This window comes from Streptomyces sp. NPDC127190 (genome assembly GCF_042672505.1).
Taxonomy (GTDB): Bacteria; Actinomycetota; Actinomycetes; order Streptomycetales; family Streptomycetaceae; genus Streptomyces.
In genome coordinates, this window is record NZ_JBHXVE010000003.1 from 479,429 (window position 1) to 501,766 (window position 22,338).

Consider the following 22,338-nt stretch of genomic DNA (forward strand, 5'->3'; position numbering starts at 1 on the left):
GTCCCCCCGCAGGCAGGACATGCCATGACCATCGAACACGGCAGCCGGGAACTGGCGGCGGCGCACATGGACCCGCCGTTGCAGCGCCTCCTCGAGGCGGCCCGGCAGAAGAACCGGCGGGTGCCCCAGGCCGAGACCGCGCCCCCGGTCGCGGCGGGGGTCACCACCATCCCGGTCGGGCGCAGCCCGCACAGCGTCGCGGTGAGCCCGGACGGAACCCGCCTCTACGTGACCGAGTTCAAGGGGGACTCCCTGTCGGAGGTCGACCTCTCCCGCGGGGAGGTGGTGGCCACCATCCCGGTCGGCGAGGGCCCGTACGGCGTGGCGGCCAATCCCGACGGACGGACACTGCACGTCACCGTTCCGGAGACCGAGACGCTGTTCATCATCAACCTTCCGGACGACGAGCAGGGCAGTGGCTTCGGCCATGCGCCGTACGGGGTGGAAGCCGGTCCCGACGGAAAGCGCGTCTACCTGGCGCTGGCCCTGGAAGACCGGGTGTTCGTCACCGACGCGTTCGCGAAAGGGGACTTCGGAACGTTCACCGGCCTGGACTTCCCGGTCGGCGTGGCGGTGAGCCCCGACGGGCGGACGCTGTACGTCACCCACTACTTCGCCGACCAGGTGTCCATCATCGACATCGCGGGCAAGACACTGCTCGGCCGTGTCCCGGTCACCATCGGGCCGTACGGCGTCGCGGTGAGCCCCGACGGAGACCGGGTGTACGTGGCCCACTTCCCCTTCGACAGCGTGTCGGTGATCGATCCCGGGCGCGAGGAAGTGGTGGGTACGATCCCGGTCGGCGGCGCACCCCGGGGCGTGGCCGTCAGCCCGGACGGAACCCACCTCTACGTGACCAACTTCTTCGCCGACACGGTGTCGGTCATCAGCCTCTGAGGGATCCGGCGCAGCCGGCCTCAGCCGGTGTGGAGGATCCGAAAGCGACCGGGGTCCGCCGGATCCCGGTCGACGATCTGGATCGGCGGCCAGGTCCATTGCCAGACGCTGATGCCCGGCGTGCGGGAGAACCGGATCGTCCCGCGGGTACCCTCGACCGCGACCTGCTGCCAGGATTCGGCGATGCGCGCCCGGTCCGCGCCCTGAGAACGGAGCACTTCGGCGAGGACGGCGATCGTGGCGTGGCCCTCGAACGCGACGAAGGAGGGCTCCTCGCCCAGCTGTTCGCGCAGGGCCGTCCCGACCCGGGCGCCGAGGGGGCCGAGGCGCTCGGGCAGGTAGCGCAGGAACGGGATCGCGGCGCCGTCGCCGCCCAGCGACGCCGCCCATTCGGCGGACTCCGGTTGCCCGGCCGGAGCACCCATCAGGATCCCGGCGAGGCGCTGGTCGCGGCGGACGGACCGCGCGAGCGACACTGCCGGCTCAGGGTGGCCGACCAGGAGGAGCAGGGCCGTCGCGCGATGCTCGACGAGCGCGTCGCACACGGCCGTGGGGGTGAGCGCGCTCATGTCGAGTTCGATGACGGTGCCGCCGCGCGGAGCGAGACGGTCGCGCAGGATGCGCGTCCCGGAAGCCCAGTAGACGCTCGGCTGGGCTGCCACGGCGATGCGGCGGTGGCCCGCGCCGAGGAGGAAGTCCGCGTATGTCTGCCAGCCGCGGGACTGCGCCGGGGCGAGGCGCGCGACCCATTCCGTCGGCTCTTCGGTGAGCGCGTCGAGAACCGCCGACGAGCAGAGGAACGGCAGGCCGAGGGCATCGGCCCGCTCGGCGGCGGCGCGCGCGACGACGCTGTGGTACTCCCCTGCCACGGCGGCCACGCCCAGGCGAGCCAACTCGTCCACGGCCGCCGCGGCCCGCTGTGGATCGGCCGCGGTGTCCCGGACCACCAGCTCAAGTGGTCTGCCGCCGATGCCGCCGGCGTCATTGACCTCCCGAACGGCCAGCTCCAGTCCGGCGAGCAGATGCCGGCCTGCCTCGACCCAACCGGGCCGGGTCAGCGGAACGAGGGCACCGATCCGGACGGACGATCCGTCATTCCGCTCCGCTCCAGGTCGTCGCGATGTGGGCGCGTTCATGCGTCGGTGTCTCCCGCGTGATGATCCGGTTGCAGTCGATGATCAGTTTCAGCGGTCGCCCTCCCCCGACGCGAGCGGTTTGCCGGCGGCGCTGGCCGTGCCGTAGAAGCGGCCCTGCTCGCACAGGGCATCGATCTCGGCGTTCTCCTCCTCGCTGAGCTGCGCGTCCAGCGCCGCGCTGATGACGTCGGTCCCGGGCGCTTGCGGCCGTGTCCGGGCTCTGCCACGATCCGATGACGGTCTCGCCGAGACGCGCCATGTGCCCGGGGACGCAGGCCGGTCGTTTCTTGCGGCGCAAGAACGCAACGGGGGCGGTGATGAGCGTGTCACGGCACGTCACCTGTGGGGTGGGGCCATGGGCGCCACCGCGCTGATCCTCTTCGGCGGACCGGTTGCCGTCGGAACGGCTGCCGGATACCTCAGCGGCGGCCGGCTGAGCAGGCTGCCGGCCGTACGACTGCGACGGCTGTGGCTGCTGTGGCTCGCGGCCGCCGTGCAGGTCGCGCAGCTGGCCACCGCCGGCCTGCCCGGCGCTGCCGGACGCCATCTCGGGGCACCGCTGCTTGCGTTGGCCTTCGGCCTTGCCCTGCTGTGGCTGGGCGTCAACGCACGGGGCAGGTCGTGGCCGTTGAAGACGGGGGTGGGACTGGCACTCACGGGTGCGGTTCTCAATGCCCTGCCGATCGCCGTCAACGGCCGGATGCCCTACAGCCCCTCCTCGGCGGCCGACGCCGGACTGCGCGCCGGGTCCCAGACCGTCAAGAACGTGCCGGCCGGGCACGGCACCCGTCTGCTCGTCCTGGGCGACACCATCCCTCTTCCGCCGCTGCACGCCGTCGTCAGCATCGGCGACGTGCTCCTGGCGACCGCCGCGGCCGTGCTGGTGGCGGCCGCCATGCACCACCCAGCCACCCCCGCCCGAGAAGGGAACCCGCCATGTCCCACAGCCTCAGCTGGCACCGCCTGACGCTGATCGCCTTCACCCTCGCCTCGATCGCCGTCCTCCTCTACACCCTCGGCGCCCCCGAGTGGACCGGCGGCTGACGATGTGCCCGCGGAGCCGGTTGCCGAGCGTCCGGCCGCCGGGCCACCGCCGAATCTCCTTTGCCTCGCGGTCTCACCGCCCCGTAGGGTCACCGCGCCCCAGGAGGTGAGGCCGTGACCACGTACGGCACCGTTCTGATTCCCGTGCCGCTCGACCAGGCGGCCCCCGTTCTGCGCGAGATCTGTGCGGCCGGCTACGCGACATGTGCCGGGCCGGGATTCTGCCTCGTCCATCCGGACCGGTCCGTCGACGACAACAATGTCTTCGCGCTCGCCGGGCCGATCAGCGTCGAGTTGGAAGTCCCGGTGCTGGCCGCTTTCCAGTACGACGGTGACCGGCTGGAGTTGGAGGTCTGGCGGGACGGGGTACGCGCCCATCGCTACGACTCCTGGCCGGTCCGGGACGATGAGACCGCCGACGACGCACCGCTGGGCGCCGACCCCGCAGCGTTCCTCGACTTCGCCGCCGGGCCCGTGGACAGCCACCGCTTGGCATCCGCGCTCGCGGACACCCCGATCGACGTGGAGGACATGGACGTGGATGGTGAACCGGGCTATGTCTGGGCCCAGGCCCTGCACTGGGATGTGTTGCGCGGGCTCAGCCACCCGGACCAGGTGATCCGCCGCGCCCAGTGGGACTACTTCCATATGCGGGGCGCGCCGCAGGCGCTCGCGGAGGTGCTGGACAGCACCGAACTCGTCGCCCTGGGCGGGACCGAGCGCCCGTTCTGAAGCCCCGTCGAGGAGGTGGTGCCGAGCCATTCCTGGCGCCCGGCTGCGTAGTCCTCCAGGCGGGCCTGGCGAGCCCTGAGCGGAGCGGGCGGCTCACCGATTCCGGTCGTCCGCCGGGGAGGGTTTACGGTGCCTTCCCCGGCCCTTGCCCAGCGCCGGCCGGTCCGATCCGGAGAGCTTCGCCTCCGGGGGAACCACGGGATCTGCCGGAGGCGGCGGATACAGCAACGCCTTCGCGGCCGCCAGGTCAGGGACGATCCCCACGGTCACCCACTCGGTGCCGTTCCATTCCTCGATCACTCTGGGCTGGTGGGGCTCGATGTGCGCCCCACGGTGGGGACCCGAGGTGAGCGGCACCGCGCGCAGCTTCCCCTTCGCGGCGTTCCGGCGCTCCTCACGACGCCGCGCCCACTCCTCCAACGGCTCCTCGTGCATCGCAGCATCGTGGCGCAGAACCGCGCTCCGCTGCCACCTCAGGCCAACGCCTACCGTCAGGCGAACCCTCGCGCCGTCTCGGTCGACCTTGTCGACGCCCACCGCTTCACCCGGTCGTCGCCTCGCCGTCGACGGGGACGTCCAGCCGGTCGGCCACGGTGGTGAGGGCCGTTCCGAGAGGGAGGGCGACCCGGGTGACGGCGTGCGGGTCGCCCCGGGTGGGGTCCCGGTTGACGATCAGCACCGGCTTCCCGGCCTGGGCCGCCTGGCGGACGAACCGGAGCCCGGACATCACCGTCAGCGAGGAGCCCAGGACCAGCACCGCGGACGCCGTACGGACCAGCTCGCGGCAGTGTTCGACCCGATGCGGCGGAACGGCTTCGCCGAAGAACACCACGTCCGGTTTGAGGATGCCGCCGCATACCGCGCACGGCATCACCCGGAAGTCTCCGACCTGGTCGTCGGTGAGATCGGCGTCACCGTCCGGGTTGATTCCCGCCGCCACCGGTGCGAAGCCCGGGTTGGCCTCTTCCAGTCTGCGGGCCAGTTCCCGGCGCGGGCTCACGGTGCCGCAGGAGAGGCAGACGACCCGGTCCAGGCTCCCGTGCAGTTCCACGATGTCCTCGCTGCCGGCGGCCTGGTGCAGGCCGTCGACGTTCTGGGTGATCACCCCCGCGAGCAGGCCGTGCCTCCCGAACGCCGCCACCGCCCGGTGCCCCGCATTGGGGCGGGCGCGGCCGAAGGTGCGCCAGCCGAGGTGGCTGCGCGCCCAGTACCGGCGCCGGGCCCGGGCGCTCGCGGTGAAGTCCTGGTAGGTCATCGGGGTGTGCCGGCTCAGGCTCCCGCCCTCGCCCCGGTAGTCGGGGATGCCCGACTCCGTGGAGATGCCCGCCCCGCTGAGCACCAGCACACCGCCGGCGCTCAGCACATCGACGACCGGCTCCAGGTCCGTGGTGCCCGGCGGCAGCTCCCCGGTGGGGGTCCAGCTCAGAGTAGGGCGCATGCGCATGCCGCCAGCGTACGGAAAGGAAGCGGCCGCAGGCGTCAGAGCATCAGCAGCAGCCGTGTCTGGGGGACGAGCTTGCGGTTCACGCTGGTGCTCTGCACGAAGATCGTGAAGTCGTCGTTGTGGTCCGGCTTGACGCGTATCTCCGCGTCCGGCAGGCCGAGCAGGGACCGGGCCTCGGGCCCCCTGTACACCCGGTCCGTCTTCTTCTCCAGCACCGCGATCTGCTTGCGGGCCTGGATCTTCTCCGACTTGCTCAGCTGGTAGAACGCGCCACCGGTGCGGTAGGTGTGCCCGCACTCGACGACCCACTCCCGGATCGCCGCGTCTCGCGTCACCGGGATCAGCTCGTAGCCCGACGGGTCCACCGGGGTGAGGCCGGCCGCCTTGATGGTGTCCTTGTTGACCGCCTCGGCGCCCATGGAGAACACCGCCCGCGACCCGCGGATGCCCTTCGTGCGGCCCACCATGAACTTCTCCGTGGCCAGCTGGATGACCTGACCGGCCTCCTCCAGACCCTGCGTGCTGGTGGCGTCCCAGATGGCGATGTTGTCCTTCGGGAAACCGCACTGCATGGCCTCGCGCCTGCCCATCTGGTCCGGCACGAGGACGGCCAGCGTCCAGTTGTCCTGCTGCGTCTCGATCATCCCGGCCACGGCCCGGACCAGCTCCTGCGGATCCTGGGACGGCGTTCCCGGGCAGCGGTGACTCGCGTTCTCCTGCCCGTCGGTGAGGATGAACGTCAGGAAGCTGTGGTCGCCGTACAACTGGGCGGTCTGCGCCAGCTCCCGCTGCGAGGTCAGTGCGGCCGCCAGCAGCGCCGTCATGCCACCGACCCGGTACAGCTGCTTCAGGGACGGCATGCGCAGCACGTCCTTGTCGTAGATGACGCACTCCACCTTGTCCGCGAAGACGTACACGGTGACGCGGGTTTCCTGGTCCAGCTCCCTCGACCTGCGGGCGAGGTAGGCGATCTGCCGGTCGGCGACGTCGACGACCGCGCGGCTCAGGTGCGACATGGACGAACTGGCGTCCAGCACGAGGGCGACGTGATTGATGTAGTTCTGGCTCCCGGACATGGCGGCTCCCCCTGGTTCCGATGCGATGTCCTCACCGTCTCACGCACCACTGACAATCGACCGGCCCCGCACCCGCCGCCGGTCAGGGCAGCGTCCACCACCGGACGGTGACGAGATAGAAGACGGCAGCCCAGAAGGTCATCACCACCGCGACGACACCGAGGCCACGGAGGTTGCTCCGTGCCGCCGGTTCGTCCGGCGGTGGCCGCAGCCATCGCCCGAGCAGCGGGTTCACGTAGTAGGGCATGGTCAGGAAGCTCATGATGAAACTCGACAGCAGGTTCCCCACGAGCAGGCCGATCCAGAGCGGCAGGTGCAGCGGGGACAGAGCGAGCGTCAGCAGCACGACGGTCGGGTAGAGGCCGACCCAGATGGCGAGGGAGGTCCTGGTCTCGGAGGGCGGCGGCGGTGCCTGCCTGCCGTTGCCCTCGAAGGCGAACCAGCTGCCGAACGAGTTGTCGATCGTACGCAGTCCGAAGTCGCTGAACTTCTCGCCCTCGGCCAGGATCTCCTGGCGCTGGGGCGAGGTCAGCCAGGCGTCGAGGTGCTCGGCGGTGTCGTAGCGGTACAGCGTGGTCCACTCCTCCTGGAGACCCTCGATGGGGCGGAAGAGCTCGGTCCCCCGAAACCCCTCGAACTTGCTCTCCTCCTCGACCATGTGGTGCTGCCAGTCGAGGAAGTCGTCGACCTGGTTCGGGGCGACGCGGTGGGTGACCACCACGGTGACCAGCGGATCCAGTGACTGGGTGCCGCTGCTGACCACCTGCTGGGTCGCCGGACCGTCGAAGTACCTGGCGCCGGCGTCGAGATATGTCTGCCTGGTCCCGCTGTTGATCCACGCCTGGAGATGCGCCACCGAGTCGAACCGGTACACCACGACCCAGTCGGGTTGCAGCGATGTCGGCGGGGAGATCTCGGCACCCAGGAAACCGGGGTAGTAGGCGGCCGCGGCGTTGAGATCCTCCTGCCACGACTCGTACTCCCTCTCCATCCCGGGCAGCACCTTCTGGCCGATGATCGCCGTCGCCGCGGCGGCTACGTTCCTTTCGGTGGTCATGGTGGCTCAACCTGTCGGCACCGAGTGCTCCGCAGGGAGCCGGCCGTAGATGCGTTCCGGGGTCAGTGGCAGCGCACGGTAGCGGACGCCCGTGGCGTCATGCACCGCGTTCGCCAGCGCGGGAGCGACCGGGTTGATACAGCACTCCGCCATCCCCTTCGCCCGCAGGGGCCCCACCGAATCCGCCGAGTCCACCAGGAGGACCTCGGTACGGGGGATGTCGGCAAAGGTGGGGATGCGGTAGTTCCGGAGGTTCGGGTTGACCATGACGCCGCTGTCGTCGAGGTGATGGTTCTCGGTCAGCGCGAAGCCGATTCCCTGGGCGACGCCGCCCTCCACCTGTCCCCGGACCTGCGCCGGGTTGATGATCACCCCGGCGTCCGCCGCGTGCACGCTGTACAGGATCCGTATCTCACCCGTCACGCGGTGTACGGCGACCCGGAACCCCTGCGTGTTGGAGGTGACGCTCCGGGGCGAGCCGTATGCCTTGCGTGCGGCGGTGAAACGGATCCCGCGCGTCCGGGCCAGCGCGACGAGTTCGGCCAGCGACACCCGTCGGTTCCCGCAGACGACACCGTCGTCGTCCATCATGCACATCACGACATGGACGCCCGTGTGGGCCGCGGCGAAGTGCAGGATGCGGTCGCGCACGGCATCGGCCGCCCGCAGGACCGCGTTGCCCGCCACGAAGAGGCCCGCGCTCGCGAAGGCACCGGTGTCGAATGCCGTGCGGTCGGTGTCGGACTGCACCAGACGGATCCGCGACGGCGTGGTGCCCAGCTGGTCGGCCGCGATCTGCACGTGGGCCGTGGAGGTTCCCTCCCCGAACTCGGGGGTGCCTACGGCCAGTTCGTAGACGAGATCGTCGCCCAGCGTGACCCAGGCCTCGGAGATGTGTTCCGTCGGAGGAGCGGTCTCGTGGACGGAACTCGCCACGCCGGTTCCGACGAGCCACTCGGGGCCCGGAGGTGGCGGGGCGGCCGTCCGGGCCAGGGCGTCACCCACCAGGTCGATGCATGCGGCGAGTCCGTCCTCGGTGAAGGTCACGTCGTCGGGGCCCTCGTGCAGGGCGACCAGGGGCTCACCCGGCCGCACGATGTTGCGCCGGCGCAGCTCCAGCGGATCGAGGTGAAGAGCGCGGGCCAGTTCGTCCATCGCCGACTCCACGGCGAACGCCGGCTGCGTCATCCCGTAACCGCGCAGCGCCCCGCTCGGCACGGTGTTCGTGTAGACGGAGTACGCGTCGTACTTCTTGTTGGGGCAGCGGTAGATCATGACGGCGGCTCCGCCCGCGTACAGCGTTTCGCCGCCGTGGTTGCCGTAGGCGCCCGTGTTCGACACGTTGCGTACCTGGAAGGCGGTGAGCGTTCCGTCGGACTTCGCGCCGAGCTTGACCGTCAGGGTCATCGGATGCCGGGGCGAGGCCGTGGTGAACTCCTCCTCACGGGTGTACTCGAGACAGGTGGGCCGCCCGGTGTCCAGGGTGGCGAGCGCGACCAGGTCCTCCGCGATCACCTCCTGCTTGCCGCCGAACCCGCCGCCGACCCGCTTGCAGAACACCCTCAGCTGGTCCGGGCGCAGCGCGAACAGGTACTCCAGTTTGACCTTCGCGATCGACGGAGACTGCGAACTGGTACGGACGTTCAGCCGGCCGTCCTCCATCCACGCGATCGAACCGTGGGTCTCCAGATGCGCGTGCTGCACCCGCGGCGAGAAGTACGTGCCTTCGTGGATCACGTCGGCCGCGGCGAATCCCGCGTCGACGTCGCCGATGTGCGAGTGCAGTTCGAGCAGGATGTTGCGGACGGGGTCGCGGACGAAGGGGTCGTGGGAGCCGTGCAGTTGGGGGGCGCCGTCGGCCATCGCCGCCTCGGGGTCGAACACCGCCGGCAGCACCTCGTACTCGACCGCGAGACGCCGGCAGCCCTCCTCGGCCGCCCCGACCGTGTCGGCCAGCACCGCGGCCACGCGCTGACCGGCGAAACGGACCGTGTCGTCGAGGATGTAGGTGTCGTCCGGGTCGACCAGGTGGTCGGTGTGGATCGCCGTGGTGAACCGTCTGCGGGGGACGTCCTCCCAGGTGTAGACCCGGTGTACGCCGGGCACCGCGAGGGCGGCCGCCTTGTCGATCGAGAGGATCCGGGCGTGCGCGTGGGGTGAGTGCAGCAGCTTGAGGTGCAGCATGCCGTCGATCCGCGTGTCCATGGTGAACTCGGCGCGCCCCGTCACCACGTCGTGACCCGCGGGCGCGCCGACGCTCGTCCCGACGGCCCTGCCCGGTGCTGCCGTCTCCACCGCGCTGATGCCCTGCACGGCGTCCTCGATCGCCCGGTATCCGGTGCAGCGGCACAGGTTGCCCTTCAACGCCCGTGGCAGATCAGCCTTCTGGTCCTCGCTGAAGGTCGCCGCCGTCATGATCATCCCTGCGGTGCAGAAGCCGCACTGGAACCCCGGCGCCTGCTCGAACTGCCGCTGCACGGGATGCAGGGCGCCGGGTCGTCCCAGGCCTTCGATCGTGGTCACCTCACGGCCGTCCGCGCGGAACGCGGGGGTGATGCAGCTGTGTACCGGTGCGCCGTCCAGCCACACCGTGCAGGCGCCGCAGTCACCCGCGTCGCAGCCCTTCTTGACGCCGAAGTGGCCCAGTTCGCGCAGGAAGGTGCGCAGGCACTGGCCGGGGGCCGGCTCCCGGTCGAATTCCCTGCCGTTGACGACGTAGCTCATGCCAGGTCCCCAGCCGTGAGTTCGCGGCAGATCTCCTCGGCGAAGTGCCGTGTCAGATGCCGGCGGTGGTCAGGGGTCCCGTTGGGATCGGCAAACCAGACCTCGGCCGGCAGGGCGTCGATACTCTCCCGCAGGGTTCGGACATCGGGCAGGGAGTCGAAGGCGATGCGGACCGGCCGCGTGGTGCCGGCGGTGAGGGTGAGCAACAGGTCGCTGGCTCCCAGCCGTTGTGTGCCGACGAGGAACACGGTCGAACGGCCGAGCCGGGTCAGCGTGAAGCGGCGGTGCGCGGTGCGTTTACGCAGCGCGTGCTCCGGAATGGTGATGCGCCGAAGCAGCTCCCCGGGGGCGAGGATGTTGCGGTGGTCGCCGGTGACGAAGTCGAGGGCGTCGACACGGCGCACGGAGCCGTCGGGCGCCCACAGTTCGTACTGCGCCTCCAGCGCGACCGTCAACGTGATCATCGGGCCGGCGGGCAGGGACATGCAGATGTTTCCGCCGACGGTCGCCGCGTTCCAGACCTTGAACGAGGACAGGAACGCCTCGCAGCTCTCCCGGAAGAGGATTCCCGCGACCCAGTCCATGGGCCATGGGTGGGCGTACAGGTCACGAATGGTGCAGGTGGCGCCGATCTCCAGGCCCTCGTCCGTCAGGACCAGGGGCTCCCAACGCAGCGCCGTCAGGTCGATCAGCCGTCGCAGGTCCGGCTGCTCCGTGGAATAGAGCCACGTTCCGCCCGCGAGCCAGGCATCGCCCTCGCGCCAGTCCGTGCCCGGCCGCTCGGACGGTCGCCGGACTACTTCGGTGATGGTGTTGAGGTCCATTGAAAACCGACCTACGAGAGAACGGACCCAACGGAAGACTGAGCCGCGAGACACCGGCGGACACAGATGCTTTTGTCATAGTTTATCGCAGCATAGGGATGCGGGCCGGAGGGTGAGGACATCGGAAAGTAGCCGGCGCACCCCGGTCAGTCACCCCTGGTCATGTCTCGCCGAGGAGTGGGCAAGCAACTCCGGGAGGCAGGCCGAGCGGAACGAACTGGCGATCCCGGAGCGAAGCGTTGAACCGCCTGGCCGAGCAGGCCGGGGCCGATGCCGGGCTGTCGCTCCGGCATCGGCAAGGTGGCTGGGCGGGCAGTCCTGTTCATCCGGCACCGCGGCGACGCGGCCGATGGGGGGCGGGCTGCCTGGCGCCTCCCGCAAGATCCTGCCGATCGTGCGGGATACGGACGGCCCGGTGCAGGTCAGGGCGGTCGGCGAGCGGCTGGGGCTGGACGCCTTGGTACACGGCAAGCCCTCCTGCTAGAGCACTAACGGCCGCTGAAGAAGTCGGTGAGGGCGGCAGCGACGGCCTCGGGCTGCTCGTCGGGGATGTAGTGACCGGCGTCGGGCACGATGACGCCGGTCACGTTCTCGGCCCACGGGCTGATGGAGGCCGCCATGTCCGGGATCGAGCCGTGGCTGCTGGAGATTGCGAGGACGGGCACGGTCAGGCGCCGTTGCTCGAGTGCCGCGCGGTTCTTGCGCGCGGACTCGGCGGCGGCGCGGTAGTAGGCGAGGCCGGCGCGCAGGCCGCCGTCGACGGCGAGGGCCGCGCCGTAGTGGTCGAGCTCTGCTTCCTCGAACGCGTCGGGCGCGAGGGACTTGGTCTTCAGGAACCAGCTGATGTACTCCCGCTCGCGGCCGGCTATCAGCGTCTCGGGAAGACCGGGCACCACGTGGAACGCGAAGTGCCAGGTCTTGAAGGCCAGAGCCGGGTCGAGAGGGATCGCTTCCGGCATGGTGATGCCGGGAATTCCGGCGTCGAGCAGCGCGACCCCGTGCAGTCGGCTCTCGTGGTTCAGAGCGAGGGAGAAGGCGACCCAGGCGCCGATGTCGTGCCCGGCGAGCCAGTAGTCCCGCACGCCGAGAGCGTTCACAGCGGCCTGGATGTGCGCGGCGACCGTGTGCGTGTCGTAGCTGAGCTCCGGATGCTCGGAATTGCCTTGGCCCGGCCGGTCGATCGCTATGACCCGGAACCGATCGGCGAGAGCAGGCATGACCTTTCGCCAGGCCCACCACGTCTGCGGGAACCCGGTGAGCAGGACGACGGCCGGTCCGTCCGGCCGACCGCCTTCGACGGCGTGCAGGCGGACGCCGTCGGCGTCGACCCAGCGGTGCGTGAATCCGGCCAGGTCATGCAGGGGCAGGGCGGGGACGGGATTGGTCATGGGAATCCTCCGTCGAGGCGGGTGGACCGTTACTCGACGCTAGCACATCTTGAACTGATCAGTTCAAGATGGGAGGATGGGTCGCATGGCAGGCAAGAAGCAGTTCGACATGGACACGGTGCTCGACGCCGCGATGATCCAGTTCTGGCGCTCCGGCTACGCCGACACCTCGCTCGACGACCTGTCCCGGGCGACCGGCCTGAACCGCAGCTCGATCTACTCCTCGCTCGGCGACAAGGACACGCTCTTCCTTCGCTGCCTGGATCGCTACGCCACGCGCTACGGCGACAAGTTCGACGCCGCCCTCTCCTGCGCGGCCGAGGACCCCGTCGCCGCCGTCCGGGCGTTCTTCGATGTCACCCTGCGGCGCATCGCCGACCCCGCCGTGCCGGACGGATGCCTGATGGCCCAGTCGGTCATGGCGAGTCCGACGCTGAGCCCGAGCGTCGCAGAGCATGTCAAAGAGTTGTTCGGCCGACAGCGCCGGCGCCTGCGCACCGCGCTGAAGGCCGGCGGTATGTCCGACGAGAACGCCGAGGACTTCGCCGTACACGTAGCGGCCGTGAACCAGTCTCTCGCGGTGATGGGGAGGGCCGGGTCGAGCCCGGAGCAACTCCGGGCGATCGTCGGTGTGACCGTCGACGCGCTCTCGCGGGCGCTGAGACCGGTCGGATAGCCGGCCAGGGCTGCCGGCCGCCACCGGCCACGGACGGCAAGGGAGAGCAGCGCGGTCTTTGTGAGCTCAGCGCGCTTCTCTGCCATGACCCTTGACGGAGCATTCCGTCAGGCTTGATTATTTCATCATTGCGACGGTGTTACTCGGAGACACCTGGTGTCGGCTTGTGGGCGTCATCACCGGGCTGCGCCACGGGATGGGCGCGGGAATTGACGCCTGCGCTCGGGCCCGCACGTCCCGACTCCGCTCTCTCACGGCTCCTTCAGGAGGGCTGTTCATGCCCATACGTACGGAGATCCCCGTCTACCACCCCGATCTGTACTCGGCCTCGGCCATCCGTGACACTCATCCGCATTACGCCGCGCTGCGTGACCTCGGCCCCGTGGTCTGGCTGAGCAGGCACAAGGTCTACGCCCTGCCGCGCTACGCCGAATGCAAGCAAGTGCTGCTGGACGACGAGACCTTCGCCTCCTCGGACGGCGTCGCCCTGAACCCCGTGGCCAACCGTGTGGGCCAGGGCACCACCCTGTTCAGTGACGGCGACGACCACGCCCGCCGCCGCTCCCTTCTCGCGCACCGCCTCACCCCCAGGGCGCTGCGCACGATGAAGGACACAGTCGAGAAACAGGCCGCCGCCGTGGTCGCCGCGGCCGTTGCCCGCCGGACGGTGGATGCCGTCGAGGTCGCCACGGCCCTGCCGATGTCCGTCGTACCCGACCTGGTCGGCTGGCCCCAGCAGGGCCGCGAACACCTGCTGCGCTGGGCCGGCGCCACCTTCGACGCGCTGGGCCCGCTCAACTGCCAGACGGTACGCACACTTCCGGCGTCCCTCGGCATGCTGCGCTACGCGCGCGGTGTCGTACGGGACCGGTCCGTCCTGGACGGCAGCATGGGCCACGACCTGCTGCGCGCCTGCGACGAGGGCCGGATCATGCCGGCCGAGTGCGCCACGATGATGATCGACTACCTGGCGCCGTCCCTGGACACCACGATCAGCGCCATCTCCAGCGCCCTGCACCTGTTCGCCACCCACCCCGAACAGTGGCGCCTGCTGAAGGCGGACCCCGACCTCGTCCCGAAGGCCGTCAACGAGATCGTCCGCTACGAGTCGCCGATCCGAGGCTTCTCCCGGACCGCCGCCCGCGACACGGAACTCGCGGGCGTCCCCCTGCCCAAGGGCTCCCGAGTGCTGGTCCTCTACGGCTCCGCCAACCGCGACCCGCTGGAGTGGGACGACCCGGACACCTTCGACATCCGCCGCGACGCCGCCCGCCAACTCGGCTTCGGATACGGCACCCACGGCTGCGCCGGCCAGGGCCTGGCCCGCATGGAGACCTCCGCACTGCTCAGCGCCCTGGTCGCACGTGTCGACCGCATCGAGCCCGTCGGCACACCTGAATGGGCGCTGAACAACGTCATCCACCGCCTCGAGCGCCTGCCGCTCGAACTCATCCCCGCCTGACCCCGCCGCATGCCCCCCTTCGAGGACCGCTGAGGACCGCACCATGAAGATCTCCGTCGACCACGCACGCTGCGAAGGCCACGGCCTGTGCGCCGGCCAGGCTCCCGACATCTTCAGCCTGGACGACGACGCCGAACTCACCTACCGCTTCGACGGCACCGAAGTCCCCGACGAGCATCAGTCCGCCGCCCGCGCGGCCGTCAACGCATGCCCGGTCGCCGCCCTGCGAGCCCTGTCGTGACCGCACCGCGCTCGGTGCTCGTCGTCGGCGAGTCACTCGCCGGCACCACCGCCGCGCGCCACCTGCGCAGCCTCGGCCACATCGGGCGGCGCCTACTCCCGCCCGCCGCTGCCCAAGGCGGTCCTGAAAGATCCGGCCGCCGTCGCGGCCGACATCCGGCGCCGTGTCGTGACGACCGCCGACGGCCGACAGGCCGGCTACGACGCGCTGATCGTCGCCACCGGCGCGGACGCCCGACGGCTCGCAGCCCCCGGGCAGCGGGGCGAACCCGTCCTGCGCACCCTGGACGACGCCCGCGGCGGTGTTGCCGGACCGGCTGCCCGGCGGGGACTCGTACGCCGTGCGGCTTCCTGCACCGTCCGGCGGGTTCGTGTCAGTCGGAGTCGGAGACCAAGTCCGTGAGCCGGCGCATGAGCGTGACCAGTTGGACGCGTTCGTCCGCCGTGAACGCCTCGTAGGCGCGCGCCTGCCGCTCCCGCAATCGCTCCCGGAGCGTGGCGAGCAGCTCGGTGCCCTGTGCGGTCAGGCTGACCAGGACCCGCCGCTCGTCCTGCGCCGACCGGCGCCGCACCACGATGCCCTTGGTCTCCAGTTGCTGGAGCATCCGCGTGGCCGTCGGCACGCTGACGTCCGCGCCGCTCGCCAGCCGGCCCACCGGCAGGTCCGGCTGCGCGGTCAGCGGTTCGAGCAGGGCGACCTGGGCCAGGGAGAGTCCGCCGTAGTGGTCGGCACCCGCCGAGCGGGCCCGGCGCATGGCGACGAAGAGCGCGTCGGCTGCCTGCGCCATCTCTTCCGCGCTGACGTCGCCGACCGCGGTGACCTGATCGGCCCTGTACTCCTTGCTCATGGAGGTGTAACTTACCAGAGTAATAATTAGCTAACTAAATATTGGTCCACCAAATATTAGGAAGCGAGGGAACTCGTGACCTCTCCGTACCGCATCGACGTCCACCAGCACCTCATCCCCCCGGCCTACCGAGCCGTGATGGACCGCCACGGCGTGACGGCCGGGGGCTGGCCCATCCCCGCCTGGGACGCCGGCAGCGCGCTCGCCGCGATGGACCGCCGCTCCATCGCCACCGGCATCCTCTCGATCAGCGCGCCCGGCACCCACTTCGGCGACGACACCGAGGCCCGCGCGATCGCCCGCATGGTCAACGAGTACGCCGCCGAACTGGCCAAGGACCGCCCCGACCGCTTCGGCTTCTTCGCGAGCCTCCCGCTGCCGGACGTCGACGGAGCCCTCGCCGAGGCGACGTACGCCCTGGACGAACTGCACGCCGACGGCGTGGTGCTGCTCTCCAACGTCCGCGGCCGCTACCTCGGCGACAAGGAGTACGAGCCGCTGTGGGCCGAACTCGACGCCCGCGAGACGGTCGTGTTCGTCCACCCCGACGTACCGCCGCTGCCCATGCTGGAGGGCATGCCCGGCCCGCTGCTCGACTTCCCCTACGACACCACCCGCACCGCGGTCCACATGACGCTGAACGGCGTGATGGGCCGGCACACCCGGATGAAGGTGATCCTCTCCCACGCCGGCGGCTTCCTGCCGTACGCCGCCTGGCGGTTCACCGCCGGCGCCCAGTTCAACCCCGGCACCACACCCCTGGGCATCCTGACCGACCTCCAGCGCTTCTACTTCGACACCGCGCTGTCCTCCACCCCGGCCGCGCTGCCCTCCCTGCTGGCCTTCGCCGCACCCGGACACATCCTCTACGGCAGCGATCACCCCTTCGCCCCGGAAGAGTCCGGCCTCCTCCTCGACTCCGTCCTCGACGGCTACGACGGCTTCGAGCCGGGCCAGCTCGACGCCATCAACCGCGTCAGCGCCGAGGCGCTCTTCCCGCGTCTGGCCGGGATCTGACCCGGGCGTGAAGGGCTGAGCGGCCGGACTGCACCTCCTCCAGGACCGGAGTTCGCGCCCCGGCCGTCCGGCGTCACCCGAACGCCCTTCGACAGGCCGGCCGAGGCGAAGCTCAGCGGATGGCGACGACTGCACCGCCGCCACGCACGCGAGGCCAGCCACTTCCCGGCCTTCACTGCCCTCGCCGCCACCCTCATCCGCTACCGCAGACTGTCCAACTAGTAGCGGCCGACATAGTGGTAGTTCGCGTTCAGGCTGCCTGGCGCGGTCTTGATCGGGGCGAGCGCGTTGAACGGTGCCACGTCCACGTCCCGGATCACGTCGGTGTAGTCACCGCTCAACGTCGGTACGTTGATCACGCCCGGGGCAGTGCCCTTCTCCACCCAGTTCATCAGTGGCTGAAGGAACTCTGGCCAGCCGATCTCCGACGGAGCGGCCGCTTCCGGCCCGAACAGGCAGTGGTAGCCCGCCGGAATCATGTACAGCCGCGTGTAGGCGTCGGCGCCACCCCGCTTCTGCACCGCCCGGTAGTAGTCCAGCGTGGAGAACGGCGGGATGGACGGGTCGGCCCAGCCGTGGTACATGATCAGCTTGCCTCCGTGCGCGCGGAACGCTGACAGATCGGGGTTGTTGGCGTTGTACAGGGCGTTGCCGAGCAGGTTGAGCCGGTCGTACGTGGCCGTGGTGAACCGCACGTCGGTGAGCTTGAAACTGTCGGGCAGCACGGTCGGGTAGCCCAGGTACTTGAGGTAGTCGAAGGCGATTTTCCCGGCGTTGCCATCCAGGGGTGATCCGGACCGGACCACGAACTGGTCGATCCAGCCGAGTTCGGACCCGTACGGCATCCCCCCGTTGTAGAGGCCGTGCGGTCCGCGGTAGAAGGCCACCACGGCGGCCACCTGCCCCGGTGTCAGGCACGTCGGCCGGTCCACGTCCGGCGGGCAGCGCAGCGACGACGGCTGGAAGCCGCACTGCCGAGGGTCCTGGATGACGTCGCCGCACGTCTTGACCACGGCGTCGTGCAGGGTGGGGATCTTCTCCGGGCCGAGGATCTGCTTGCCGTGCGCGTCGGTGTTGCGGGTGGCGACCCATGCCGCCAACAGGGCCAGCGGCGCCTCGTTGTTGGCCGGGGCGCCGGCCAGGATGCCGTCGAAGTCGGCCGGGAACCGCTGGGCCAGGTTGAGACCCTGGCGGCCGCCGGTCGAGCAGCCGTCGAAGTACCGGTATGCCGGACCGTGCCCGTAGTACGCGGTCATCAGTGCGTCTGACGCCAGCCGCAGCCGGTGCTCGGACGTCAGCCCGAACTCGATGCGGGCCCGCGGGTCCCGGCCCCAGGTGGCGGGCTGCGCGCCCGCGGGGTCCCCGGCGTGCCCCGTGTCGTCGCCGGCCACCACCAGCGTCTTGTCCAGTGCGGCCGGGCAGCTGAACCCGAACAGCGGGAACCTCAGGTCGGGGACCGTGCCGCACAGGCCGCTGCATCCCTGCTGGACGTACTCGCCGGTCCAGCCGCTGACCGGCAGCTTGACGGTGAACGTGGTGGCCGGTTCCAGCACGCCCTGGACCTGGCAGTAGCCATCGGCAGCGGCGGCCGAGGTGACCGTCCCCTGCGGGACGTGCGCGGCGGTGAGCCCGGCGCAGTTCAGCGCGGTAGCCCCGTGGGCGGCGGCGCTCGCTCCGCCCAGCATCAAGGGGACCGCGACCAGCAGGGTCAGTAATCTCCGGATCATCGTGCTCCCTCCTTCATCGAGGGACGCTAGTGTCCGATACGGGTTCAGCGGATCGGTCCCGGGATCGGACCCGCGGTCATCCCCGGGGCTGAGGAGCCGTGCCGGGGCGCACCAGACCGGTCTCGTACGCCAGGACGGCCGCCTGCACCCGGTCGCGCAGGCCGAGCTTGGTCAGAATGGCCGACAGGTGCGTCTTCACCGTGGCCCGGCTCAGTGTCAGCTCCTGTGCGATCTCATCGTTGGACAGCGCCCGCGCGACCAGCGTCAGCACCTCGATCTCGCGCTCGCTCAACGCGTCCAGCGCGGGCGGAGCGGTACCGCCGGGCAGCTTGCCGGCGAATCGGTCCAGCAACCGCCGCGTCACTGTGGGCGCGAGCAGTGCCTCTCCGCGGGCCACCAGTCGGACCGCTGCGGCCAGTTCGTCCGGCCGGATGTCCTTGAGCAGGAAGCCGCTGGCGCCCGCCCGGAGTGCGGAGAACACCGGCTCGTCCAGGTCGAACGTTGTCAGGATGATGATCCGGGCCGGATTGCCGGCTGCGGCCAGCCGGCGGGTGGCCTCGATACCGTCCATCCGCGGCATCCGGACGTCCATCAAGATCACGTCCGGGACCAGCGACTGGGCCAGCGCGACGGCCTCGATTCCGTCGCCCGCCTCGCCCACCACCTCGAGGTCCTCGCGGCTGTCGATGATCATCATGAAGCCGGCCCGGACCAGGTCCTGGTCGTCGGCGATCAGCACACGGACGGTCACCGCCGCATCTCCTTGGGAATCATGCCGCTTCCACCGGCAGTTCGGCACGCACCCGGAAGCCGCCGTCGGGACGCGGGCCGGCGTCGAGGGTACCGCCCAGCAGCCGGGCGCGTTCCCGCATGCCGACGATGCCCCGACGCCCGGACCCGTCGGCCCGTCCGACCGGGCGCGCCGGGCCGTCGTCGGATATCTCCAGTCGCACCGAGCCCGGTCCGTGCCGGACGATCACCCGGACTCGGGTGGCCTGGCTGTGGCGCAGCGTGTTGGTCAGCGACTCCTGCACGATCCGGTACGCCGACAAGTCCACCGCGGCCGGCAGGGGCAAGGCCGCCGCGTCCCGCTCCCGCTCCAGCTCCACCCGCAGCCCAGTGGCCTGCAACGACGTGGCCAGCGCCTCGAGTTGGTCCAGCCCGGGCTGGGGTGCGTCGGTTTCCGGGTCCTCCTGGGGGCTTACCGTCTGTAGCAGCAGCCGCAGCTCGGACAGCGTGGACCGGGCGGCCCGGTCGATCGACGCGAGCGCCTTGCGGGCCAGGTCGGGCCGGGTGTCGAAGACGTCTCCGGCAGCGCCCGCCTGCACCACGATCACCGACACCGTGTGGGCCAGCACGTCGTGCAGCTCCCGGGCGATCCGCTCCCGCTCCTGGGTGAGGATGCGGCGCGCCAGATCCTGTCGGCGCAGCGCCCTCGTGCGCCCCAGCTCGCCCAGCGTCCAGGCCAGCGACGGCCCGGCCATGGCCAGCAGCATGGTGGTCCAGTCACCGTGCACCAGCTTCCACGGCGTGCTCGCCAGCAGCAGGCCCAGCACCCACAGCGACCGGGTCGGCGGGCGGACCCGGGCGTAGCCGGCCAGCACCGCGGCGACCTGGCCGAGCCAGCCGATGTCGGGGCTGACCAACTCGATGCCGACACCGGCGAGGATGCCGACGGCCATCGAGAGCTCGGGGTGGCGGCGCATCTGCGCGACCGCAGCCGCCTGCACGGCGGCGCAGGTCAGCGCGAGCGCGTAGCCGGCCGTCGAGTCCGGGCCGGTCGGCGTGACCACGATCAACGCCACCAGCACGACGAAAAAGCCGGCCGCCGCGCCCACGTCAAAGCGAAGACCCCGCCTGTACACACAGTGATCGTAGGAGGCGAGGCCGGCCGCGACATCGGTCCGGAGAACGACCCGCGGTTACCTCCCCGGACGTACCGGTGGGGACATGCCTGGTGCAGAACCGCTTCGTCCAGACGGCCCCGTACGCCGGCTCGCGCCCGAACCATGGCCTGTGGCAGTGCCTGACCACCCTGGCCCGCCGCCGCGAGCCTGTCGACCCCGTCACCGTTCTGTGGGAAGCCCAGCAGCGCGGCCTGTTGGACGATGGCAGTGAACCGGGCGAGGTCCTGCGCATGCTGGCCGAACCCGCCGGATCCGTCGAGCACTGGGGTGAACGCGCCCTGCAGCGCTCCCTCCTGACCACGGCCGAGCACGCCGGACGGCGCATCGAGGCGTACGCCGGCGACCCGGCGAACACCCCTTTCCAGCTCGTCGTCGGCGCCCGCCGCGCCCTCGCCGACATCGCCGCCGTCCGCACCCGCTGGCAGCAGGCCACCGGAGCCGTCCCGTCACCGCGGCGGCGACCGGCGTCCACCACCCGCGCCGGCCCGCCGACCACCACGGCCGCACACGCCACCCGGTCCACACGAGCAACCCGATGACTCCCGAGCACGCCGGTGGCCGGACCTCAAGGTCCGGCCACCGGCAGAACAGTTGAGACGCCCACGTGACTCCCGCCATCGACGCCCATGTCCGCCTCGACACCCACCCCACTCACCCGAGCGCCGTGACCGCCGTCCTGACCGGCACCCAGGCCCGCGTCGCGTCCATGGCTCTGGAGGCTGCCGGCTGGAGCGTCGCCGCCACGGGCGTCCTGGTCCTGGCCCGCATCGATCACGAGGAGCCCTACTGGGCCGACTATGCAGCCCGGCACCTGATCACCGAAGGCATGACCGTCGAGATCACCCCACGCCTCCAGGAGGCCATCGACGAGGAATGGACCTGGCCGAACTACCCGATGCCCTGGTGCACCCGCAGCGAAATCCGCGAGGTCTCCAATCAGGCGCAGAAGATCCACGACGCTATCCGCAACGGCCACCTCCTGATCCACGACGCCATCCGCAACGGCCACCTCCTGATCCACGCCCACGCCCGCGACGGCCACACCACGGTCGCGGTCGGCACATACCTCCACCCGGGCGGCAAGTCCGTCTACCTGCACGGCGAGGATCATCTGCGTCAGATCGCCGATACGTTCGACTCACCCGCCAAGGCACTGGTGGCCTTCGAGAAGGTCCACGCGGCCGAGATGCGCCCCGGCCCGGCGCCCTTGACCGACACCGAACGCGCCGCCATCTCAGCGCGTTCCGTCTTCGACGTCACCACGACCGAGGCCGAAACCCCCCGCCCGGAGCCGGAGACCGTCCCCGTCTACCTGGCCGATGCCGGCGACCACGACGCGCTCCTCGACGGCTTCCTCGACAGCCACGGCGAGTTCGAAAAATGGCGGACCTGGTCCGATGAAACGACCCACGCTATCCACGAATCGCAGACCCTGCGCATCGAGCACGTCCACGACACCCCTGGCCGCGAGACCGCCTGGACCGTGGCCGCCTACGAGACACCCGTCTCCGACCGCATGTGGCACCTCACCGCGACCGGTGCCACCCCCGCCCCGGTGCTGCAGAACCTGCTGATCCACCTCGCCGACGGAGACGGCTGGGACACGGTCATCGGCGCCCCGGTGGACGAGAAGACGGTCACCACAGCCACGCAGCCACTCACTGAGGCCGGGTGGAAGCACACCCTGACCGGGCACGGGATCCGGTGGACGTCCCCCGACGGGGACGCAGGCGTTCGGTTTGACCCACTGACCGCGCAGGACCCCCAGAACCCAGCCACCTGGACCGTCTGGGCCGGCCCCGACCCGGACCGGCCCGCCTGGGCCATCACCGCGTCGCCGCACGCGCCGAGTTCGCTGCTGGCCGACCTCTTCGAAACGCTCGCCCACGAGACCGGCACGCGCCTGGCGCAGCCGGGCCACGAGCACCGGCCCCGCCTCGCCGCCAGCGCGCCGCCGGCTCCGGCGGTCACGGCCGGCCGACCCGCCAGCCGTTCACGCTGATCACCGGCTCGCACGAGCGGGGCAACATAGCGCGGGGGGGGGGCGGGGGGGGGGCGGGGGCCCGGCCCCCCCCCCCCGAACTCCCGACGCGCCCCCCCCCCCGCCCCCCGAATAACACCCGGCCCCCCCCGCCAGAG

The 22,338-nt window shown here is 70.7% G+C and carries 20 protein-coding genes and 1 pseudogene; 9 read left to right on the forward strand and 12 right to left on the reverse strand.

Translation table 11 applies throughout. The features are described 5' to 3' along the window. Positions 1-24: 24 nt before the first annotated feature. Positions 25-897, forward strand: coding sequence for a YncE family protein (locus ACFVIU_RS07965; protein WP_385841313.1), 873 nt, complete (start codon positions 25-27; stop codon positions 895-897). 20 nt (positions 898-917) lie between these two features. On the opposite strand, the gene ACFVIU_RS07970 is transcribed toward ACFVIU_RS07965, so the two are convergent. Continuing rightward, positions 918-2,033, reverse strand: coding sequence for an ABC transporter substrate-binding protein (locus ACFVIU_RS07970; protein WP_385841314.1), 1,116 nt, complete (start codon positions 2,031-2,033; stop codon positions 918-920). Positions 2,034-2,388: 355 nt separating this feature from the next. On the opposite strand from ACFVIU_RS07970, the gene ACFVIU_RS07975 reads away from it, so the two are divergent. Both ACFVIU_RS07975 and ACFVIU_RS07980 read left to right on the forward strand, forming a co-directional pair. Continuing rightward, positions 2,389-3,000 (forward strand): DUF5317 family protein, encoded by a 612-nt coding sequence (locus ACFVIU_RS07975; protein ID WP_385841315.1) that lies wholly within the window; start codon positions 2,389-2,391, stop codon positions 2,998-3,000. Between the two features lie 191 nt (positions 3,001-3,191). Next, the gene (locus ACFVIU_RS07980; RefSeq protein ID WP_385841316.1) at positions 3,192-3,809 is read left to right on the forward strand and encodes a hypothetical protein; all 618 of its coding nucleotides are present in this window, start codon (positions 3,192-3,194) and stop codon (positions 3,807-3,809) included. Positions 3,810-3,902: 93 nt separating this feature from the next. Here ACFVIU_RS07980 and ACFVIU_RS07985 read toward each other — a convergent pair whose 3' ends face one another. The 7 genes from ACFVIU_RS07985 to ACFVIU_RS08015 all read right to left on the reverse strand — a co-directional run bounded on the left by ACFVIU_RS07985 (position 3,903) and on the right by ACFVIU_RS08015 (position 12,322). After that, positions 3,903-4,346 carry a DUF6087 family protein gene (locus ACFVIU_RS07985; protein WP_385841318.1) on the reverse strand — a complete coding sequence of 148 codons (444 nt, stop codon included), beginning with the start codon at positions 4,344-4,346 and terminating at the stop codon, positions 3,903-3,905. A gap of 4 nt (positions 4,347-4,350) precedes the next feature. Continuing rightward, complete coding sequence (locus ACFVIU_RS07990) at positions 4,351-5,253, reverse strand: NAD-dependent protein deacetylase (protein ID WP_385841319.1); 903 nt, start codon at positions 5,251-5,253, stop codon at positions 4,351-4,353. 35 nt (positions 5,254-5,288) lie between these two features. Beyond that, entirely contained in the window at positions 5,289-6,329 is a 1,041-nt protein-coding gene (locus tag ACFVIU_RS07995; RefSeq protein ID WP_385841320.1) for a VWA domain-containing protein, read from the reverse strand. Between the two features lie 82 nt (positions 6,330-6,411). Then, positions 6,412-7,386, reverse strand: coding sequence for an antibiotic biosynthesis monooxygenase (locus ACFVIU_RS08000; RefSeq protein WP_385841321.1), 975 nt, complete (start codon positions 7,384-7,386; stop codon positions 6,412-6,414). Positions 7,387-7,392: 6 nt separating this feature from the next. Further along, positions 7,393-10,110, reverse strand: a complete 2,718-nt coding sequence (locus tag ACFVIU_RS08005) for a molybdopterin-dependent oxidoreductase (RefSeq protein WP_385841323.1) — start codon at positions 10,108-10,110, stop codon at positions 7,393-7,395. Further along, positions 10,107-10,934, reverse strand: a complete 828-nt coding sequence (locus tag ACFVIU_RS08010) for an FAD binding domain-containing protein (protein ID WP_385841324.1) — start codon at positions 10,932-10,934, stop codon at positions 10,107-10,109. The genes ACFVIU_RS08005 and ACFVIU_RS08010 overlap by 4 nt, the downstream gene beginning before the upstream one ends. A 488-nt stretch (positions 10,935-11,422) precedes the next feature. Next, positions 11,423-12,322, reverse strand: a complete 900-nt coding sequence (locus ACFVIU_RS08015) for an alpha/beta fold hydrolase (protein WP_385841325.1) — start codon at positions 12,320-12,322, stop codon at positions 11,423-11,425. Between the two features lie 85 nt (positions 12,323-12,407). On the opposite strand from ACFVIU_RS08015, the gene ACFVIU_RS08020 reads away from it, so the two are divergent. The 3 genes from ACFVIU_RS08020 to ACFVIU_RS08030 all read left to right on the forward strand — a co-directional run bounded on the left by ACFVIU_RS08020 (position 12,408) and on the right by ACFVIU_RS08030 (position 14,701). Continuing rightward, positions 12,408-12,998: a TetR/AcrR family transcriptional regulator gene (locus ACFVIU_RS08020; protein WP_385841327.1), complete on the forward strand. Its 591-nt coding sequence runs from the start codon at positions 12,408-12,410 to the stop codon at positions 12,996-12,998. Positions 12,999-13,275: 277 nt separating this feature from the next. Beyond that, positions 13,276-14,460, forward strand: coding sequence for a cytochrome P450 (locus ACFVIU_RS08025; protein WP_385841328.1), 1,185 nt, complete (start codon positions 13,276-13,278; stop codon positions 14,458-14,460). Between the two features lie 43 nt (positions 14,461-14,503). Then, a complete protein-coding gene (locus ACFVIU_RS08030) occupies positions 14,504-14,701 on the forward strand; it encodes a ferredoxin (RefSeq protein WP_385841329.1) in 198 nt (65 codons plus the stop codon). Between the two features lie 373 nt (positions 14,702-15,074). Here the strand turns inward: ACFVIU_RS08030 and ACFVIU_RS08035 are convergent, their stop codons facing one another. Next, positions 15,075-15,548 carry a MarR family winged helix-turn-helix transcriptional regulator gene (locus tag ACFVIU_RS08035; protein ID WP_385841331.1) on the reverse strand — a complete coding sequence of 158 codons (474 nt, stop codon included), beginning with the start codon at positions 15,546-15,548 and terminating at the stop codon, positions 15,075-15,077. 75 nt (positions 15,549-15,623) lie between these two features. On the opposite strand from ACFVIU_RS08035, the gene ACFVIU_RS08040 reads away from it, so the two are divergent. Next, positions 15,624-16,565 (forward strand): amidohydrolase family protein, encoded by a 942-nt coding sequence (locus ACFVIU_RS08040; RefSeq protein WP_385841332.1) that lies wholly within the window; start codon positions 15,624-15,626, stop codon positions 16,563-16,565. Between the two features lie 218 nt (positions 16,566-16,783). Here the strand turns inward: ACFVIU_RS08040 and ACFVIU_RS08045 are convergent, their stop codons facing one another. The 3 genes from ACFVIU_RS08045 to ACFVIU_RS08055 form a co-directional block, all read right to left on the reverse strand. Continuing rightward, positions 16,784-18,292: a tannase/feruloyl esterase family alpha/beta hydrolase gene (locus tag ACFVIU_RS08045; RefSeq protein WP_385841333.1), complete on the reverse strand. Its 1,509-nt coding sequence runs from the start codon at positions 18,290-18,292 to the stop codon at positions 16,784-16,786. 76 nt (positions 18,293-18,368) lie between these two features. Next, positions 18,369-19,043, reverse strand: a complete 675-nt coding sequence (locus ACFVIU_RS08050) for a response regulator (protein ID WP_385841334.1) — start codon at positions 19,041-19,043, stop codon at positions 18,369-18,371. 19 nt (positions 19,044-19,062) lie between these two features. After that, positions 19,063-20,157: a sensor histidine kinase gene (locus ACFVIU_RS08055; RefSeq protein WP_385841335.1), complete on the reverse strand. Its 1,095-nt coding sequence runs from the start codon at positions 20,155-20,157 to the stop codon at positions 19,063-19,065. A 146-nt stretch (positions 20,158-20,303) separates the two neighbouring features. On the opposite strand from ACFVIU_RS08055, the pseudogene ACFVIU_RS08060 reads away from it, so the two are divergent. Both ACFVIU_RS08060 and ACFVIU_RS08065 read left to right on the forward strand, forming a co-directional pair. Then, positions 20,304-20,738, forward strand: a pseudogene (locus ACFVIU_RS08060) (replicative DNA helicase); the annotation flags it as partial. A gap of 65 nt (positions 20,739-20,803) precedes the next feature. Continuing rightward, entirely contained in the window at positions 20,804-22,201 is a 1,398-nt protein-coding gene (locus ACFVIU_RS08065) for a DUF317 domain-containing protein (protein ID WP_385841336.1), read from the forward strand. Positions 22,202-22,338 lie beyond the last annotated feature (137 nt).

What these genes read in the sequence shown, in the direction of transcription:
- ACFVIU_RS07970 (WP_385841314.1), bottom strand. Translation starts at nt 2,033, where the DNA reads ATGAACGCGCCCACATCGCGACGACCTGGAGCGGAGCGGAATGACGGA.
- ACFVIU_RS08035 (WP_385841331.1), bottom strand. Translation starts at nt 15,548, where the DNA reads ATGAGCAAGGAGTACAGGGCCGATCAGGTCACCGCGGTCGGCGACGTC.
- ACFVIU_RS07990 (WP_385841319.1), bottom strand. Translation starts at nt 5,253, where the DNA reads ATGCGCATGCGCCCTACTCTGAGCTGGACCCCCACCGGGGAGCTGCCG.
- ACFVIU_RS08020 (WP_385841327.1), top strand. Translation starts at nt 12,408, where the DNA reads ATGGCAGGCAAGAAGCAGTTCGACATGGACACGGTGCTCGACGCCGCG.
- ACFVIU_RS07975 (WP_385841315.1), top strand. Translation starts at nt 2,389, where the DNA reads ATGGGCGCCACCGCGCTGATCCTCTTCGGCGGACCGGTTGCCGTCGGA.
- ACFVIU_RS08010 (WP_385841324.1), bottom strand. Translation starts at nt 10,934, where the DNA reads ATGGACCTCAACACCATCACCGAAGTAGTCCGGCGACCGTCCGAGCGG.
- ACFVIU_RS07965 (WP_385841313.1), top strand. Translation starts at nt 25, where the DNA reads ATGACCATCGAACACGGCAGCCGGGAACTGGCGGCGGCGCACATGGAC.
- ACFVIU_RS08030 (WP_385841329.1), top strand. Translation starts at nt 14,504, where the DNA reads ATGAAGATCTCCGTCGACCACGCACGCTGCGAAGGCCACGGCCTGTGC.
- ACFVIU_RS08045 (WP_385841333.1), bottom strand. Translation starts at nt 18,292, where the DNA reads ATGATCCGGAGATTACTGACCCTGCTGGTCGCGGTCCCCTTGATGCTG.
- ACFVIU_RS08005 (WP_385841323.1), bottom strand. Translation starts at nt 10,110, where the DNA reads ATGAGCTACGTCGTCAACGGCAGGGAATTCGACCGGGAGCCGGCCCCC.
- ACFVIU_RS08015 (WP_385841325.1), bottom strand. Translation starts at nt 12,322, where the DNA reads ATGACCAATCCCGTCCCCGCCCTGCCCCTGCATGACCTGGCCGGATTC.
- ACFVIU_RS08025 (WP_385841328.1), top strand. Translation starts at nt 13,276, where the DNA reads ATGCCCATACGTACGGAGATCCCCGTCTACCACCCCGATCTGTACTCG.
- ACFVIU_RS08000 (WP_385841321.1), bottom strand. Translation starts at nt 7,386, where the DNA reads ATGACCACCGAAAGGAACGTAGCCGCCGCGGCGACGGCGATCATCGGC.
- ACFVIU_RS07995 (WP_385841320.1), bottom strand. Translation starts at nt 6,329, where the DNA reads ATGTCCGGGAGCCAGAACTACATCAATCACGTCGCCCTCGTGCTGGAC.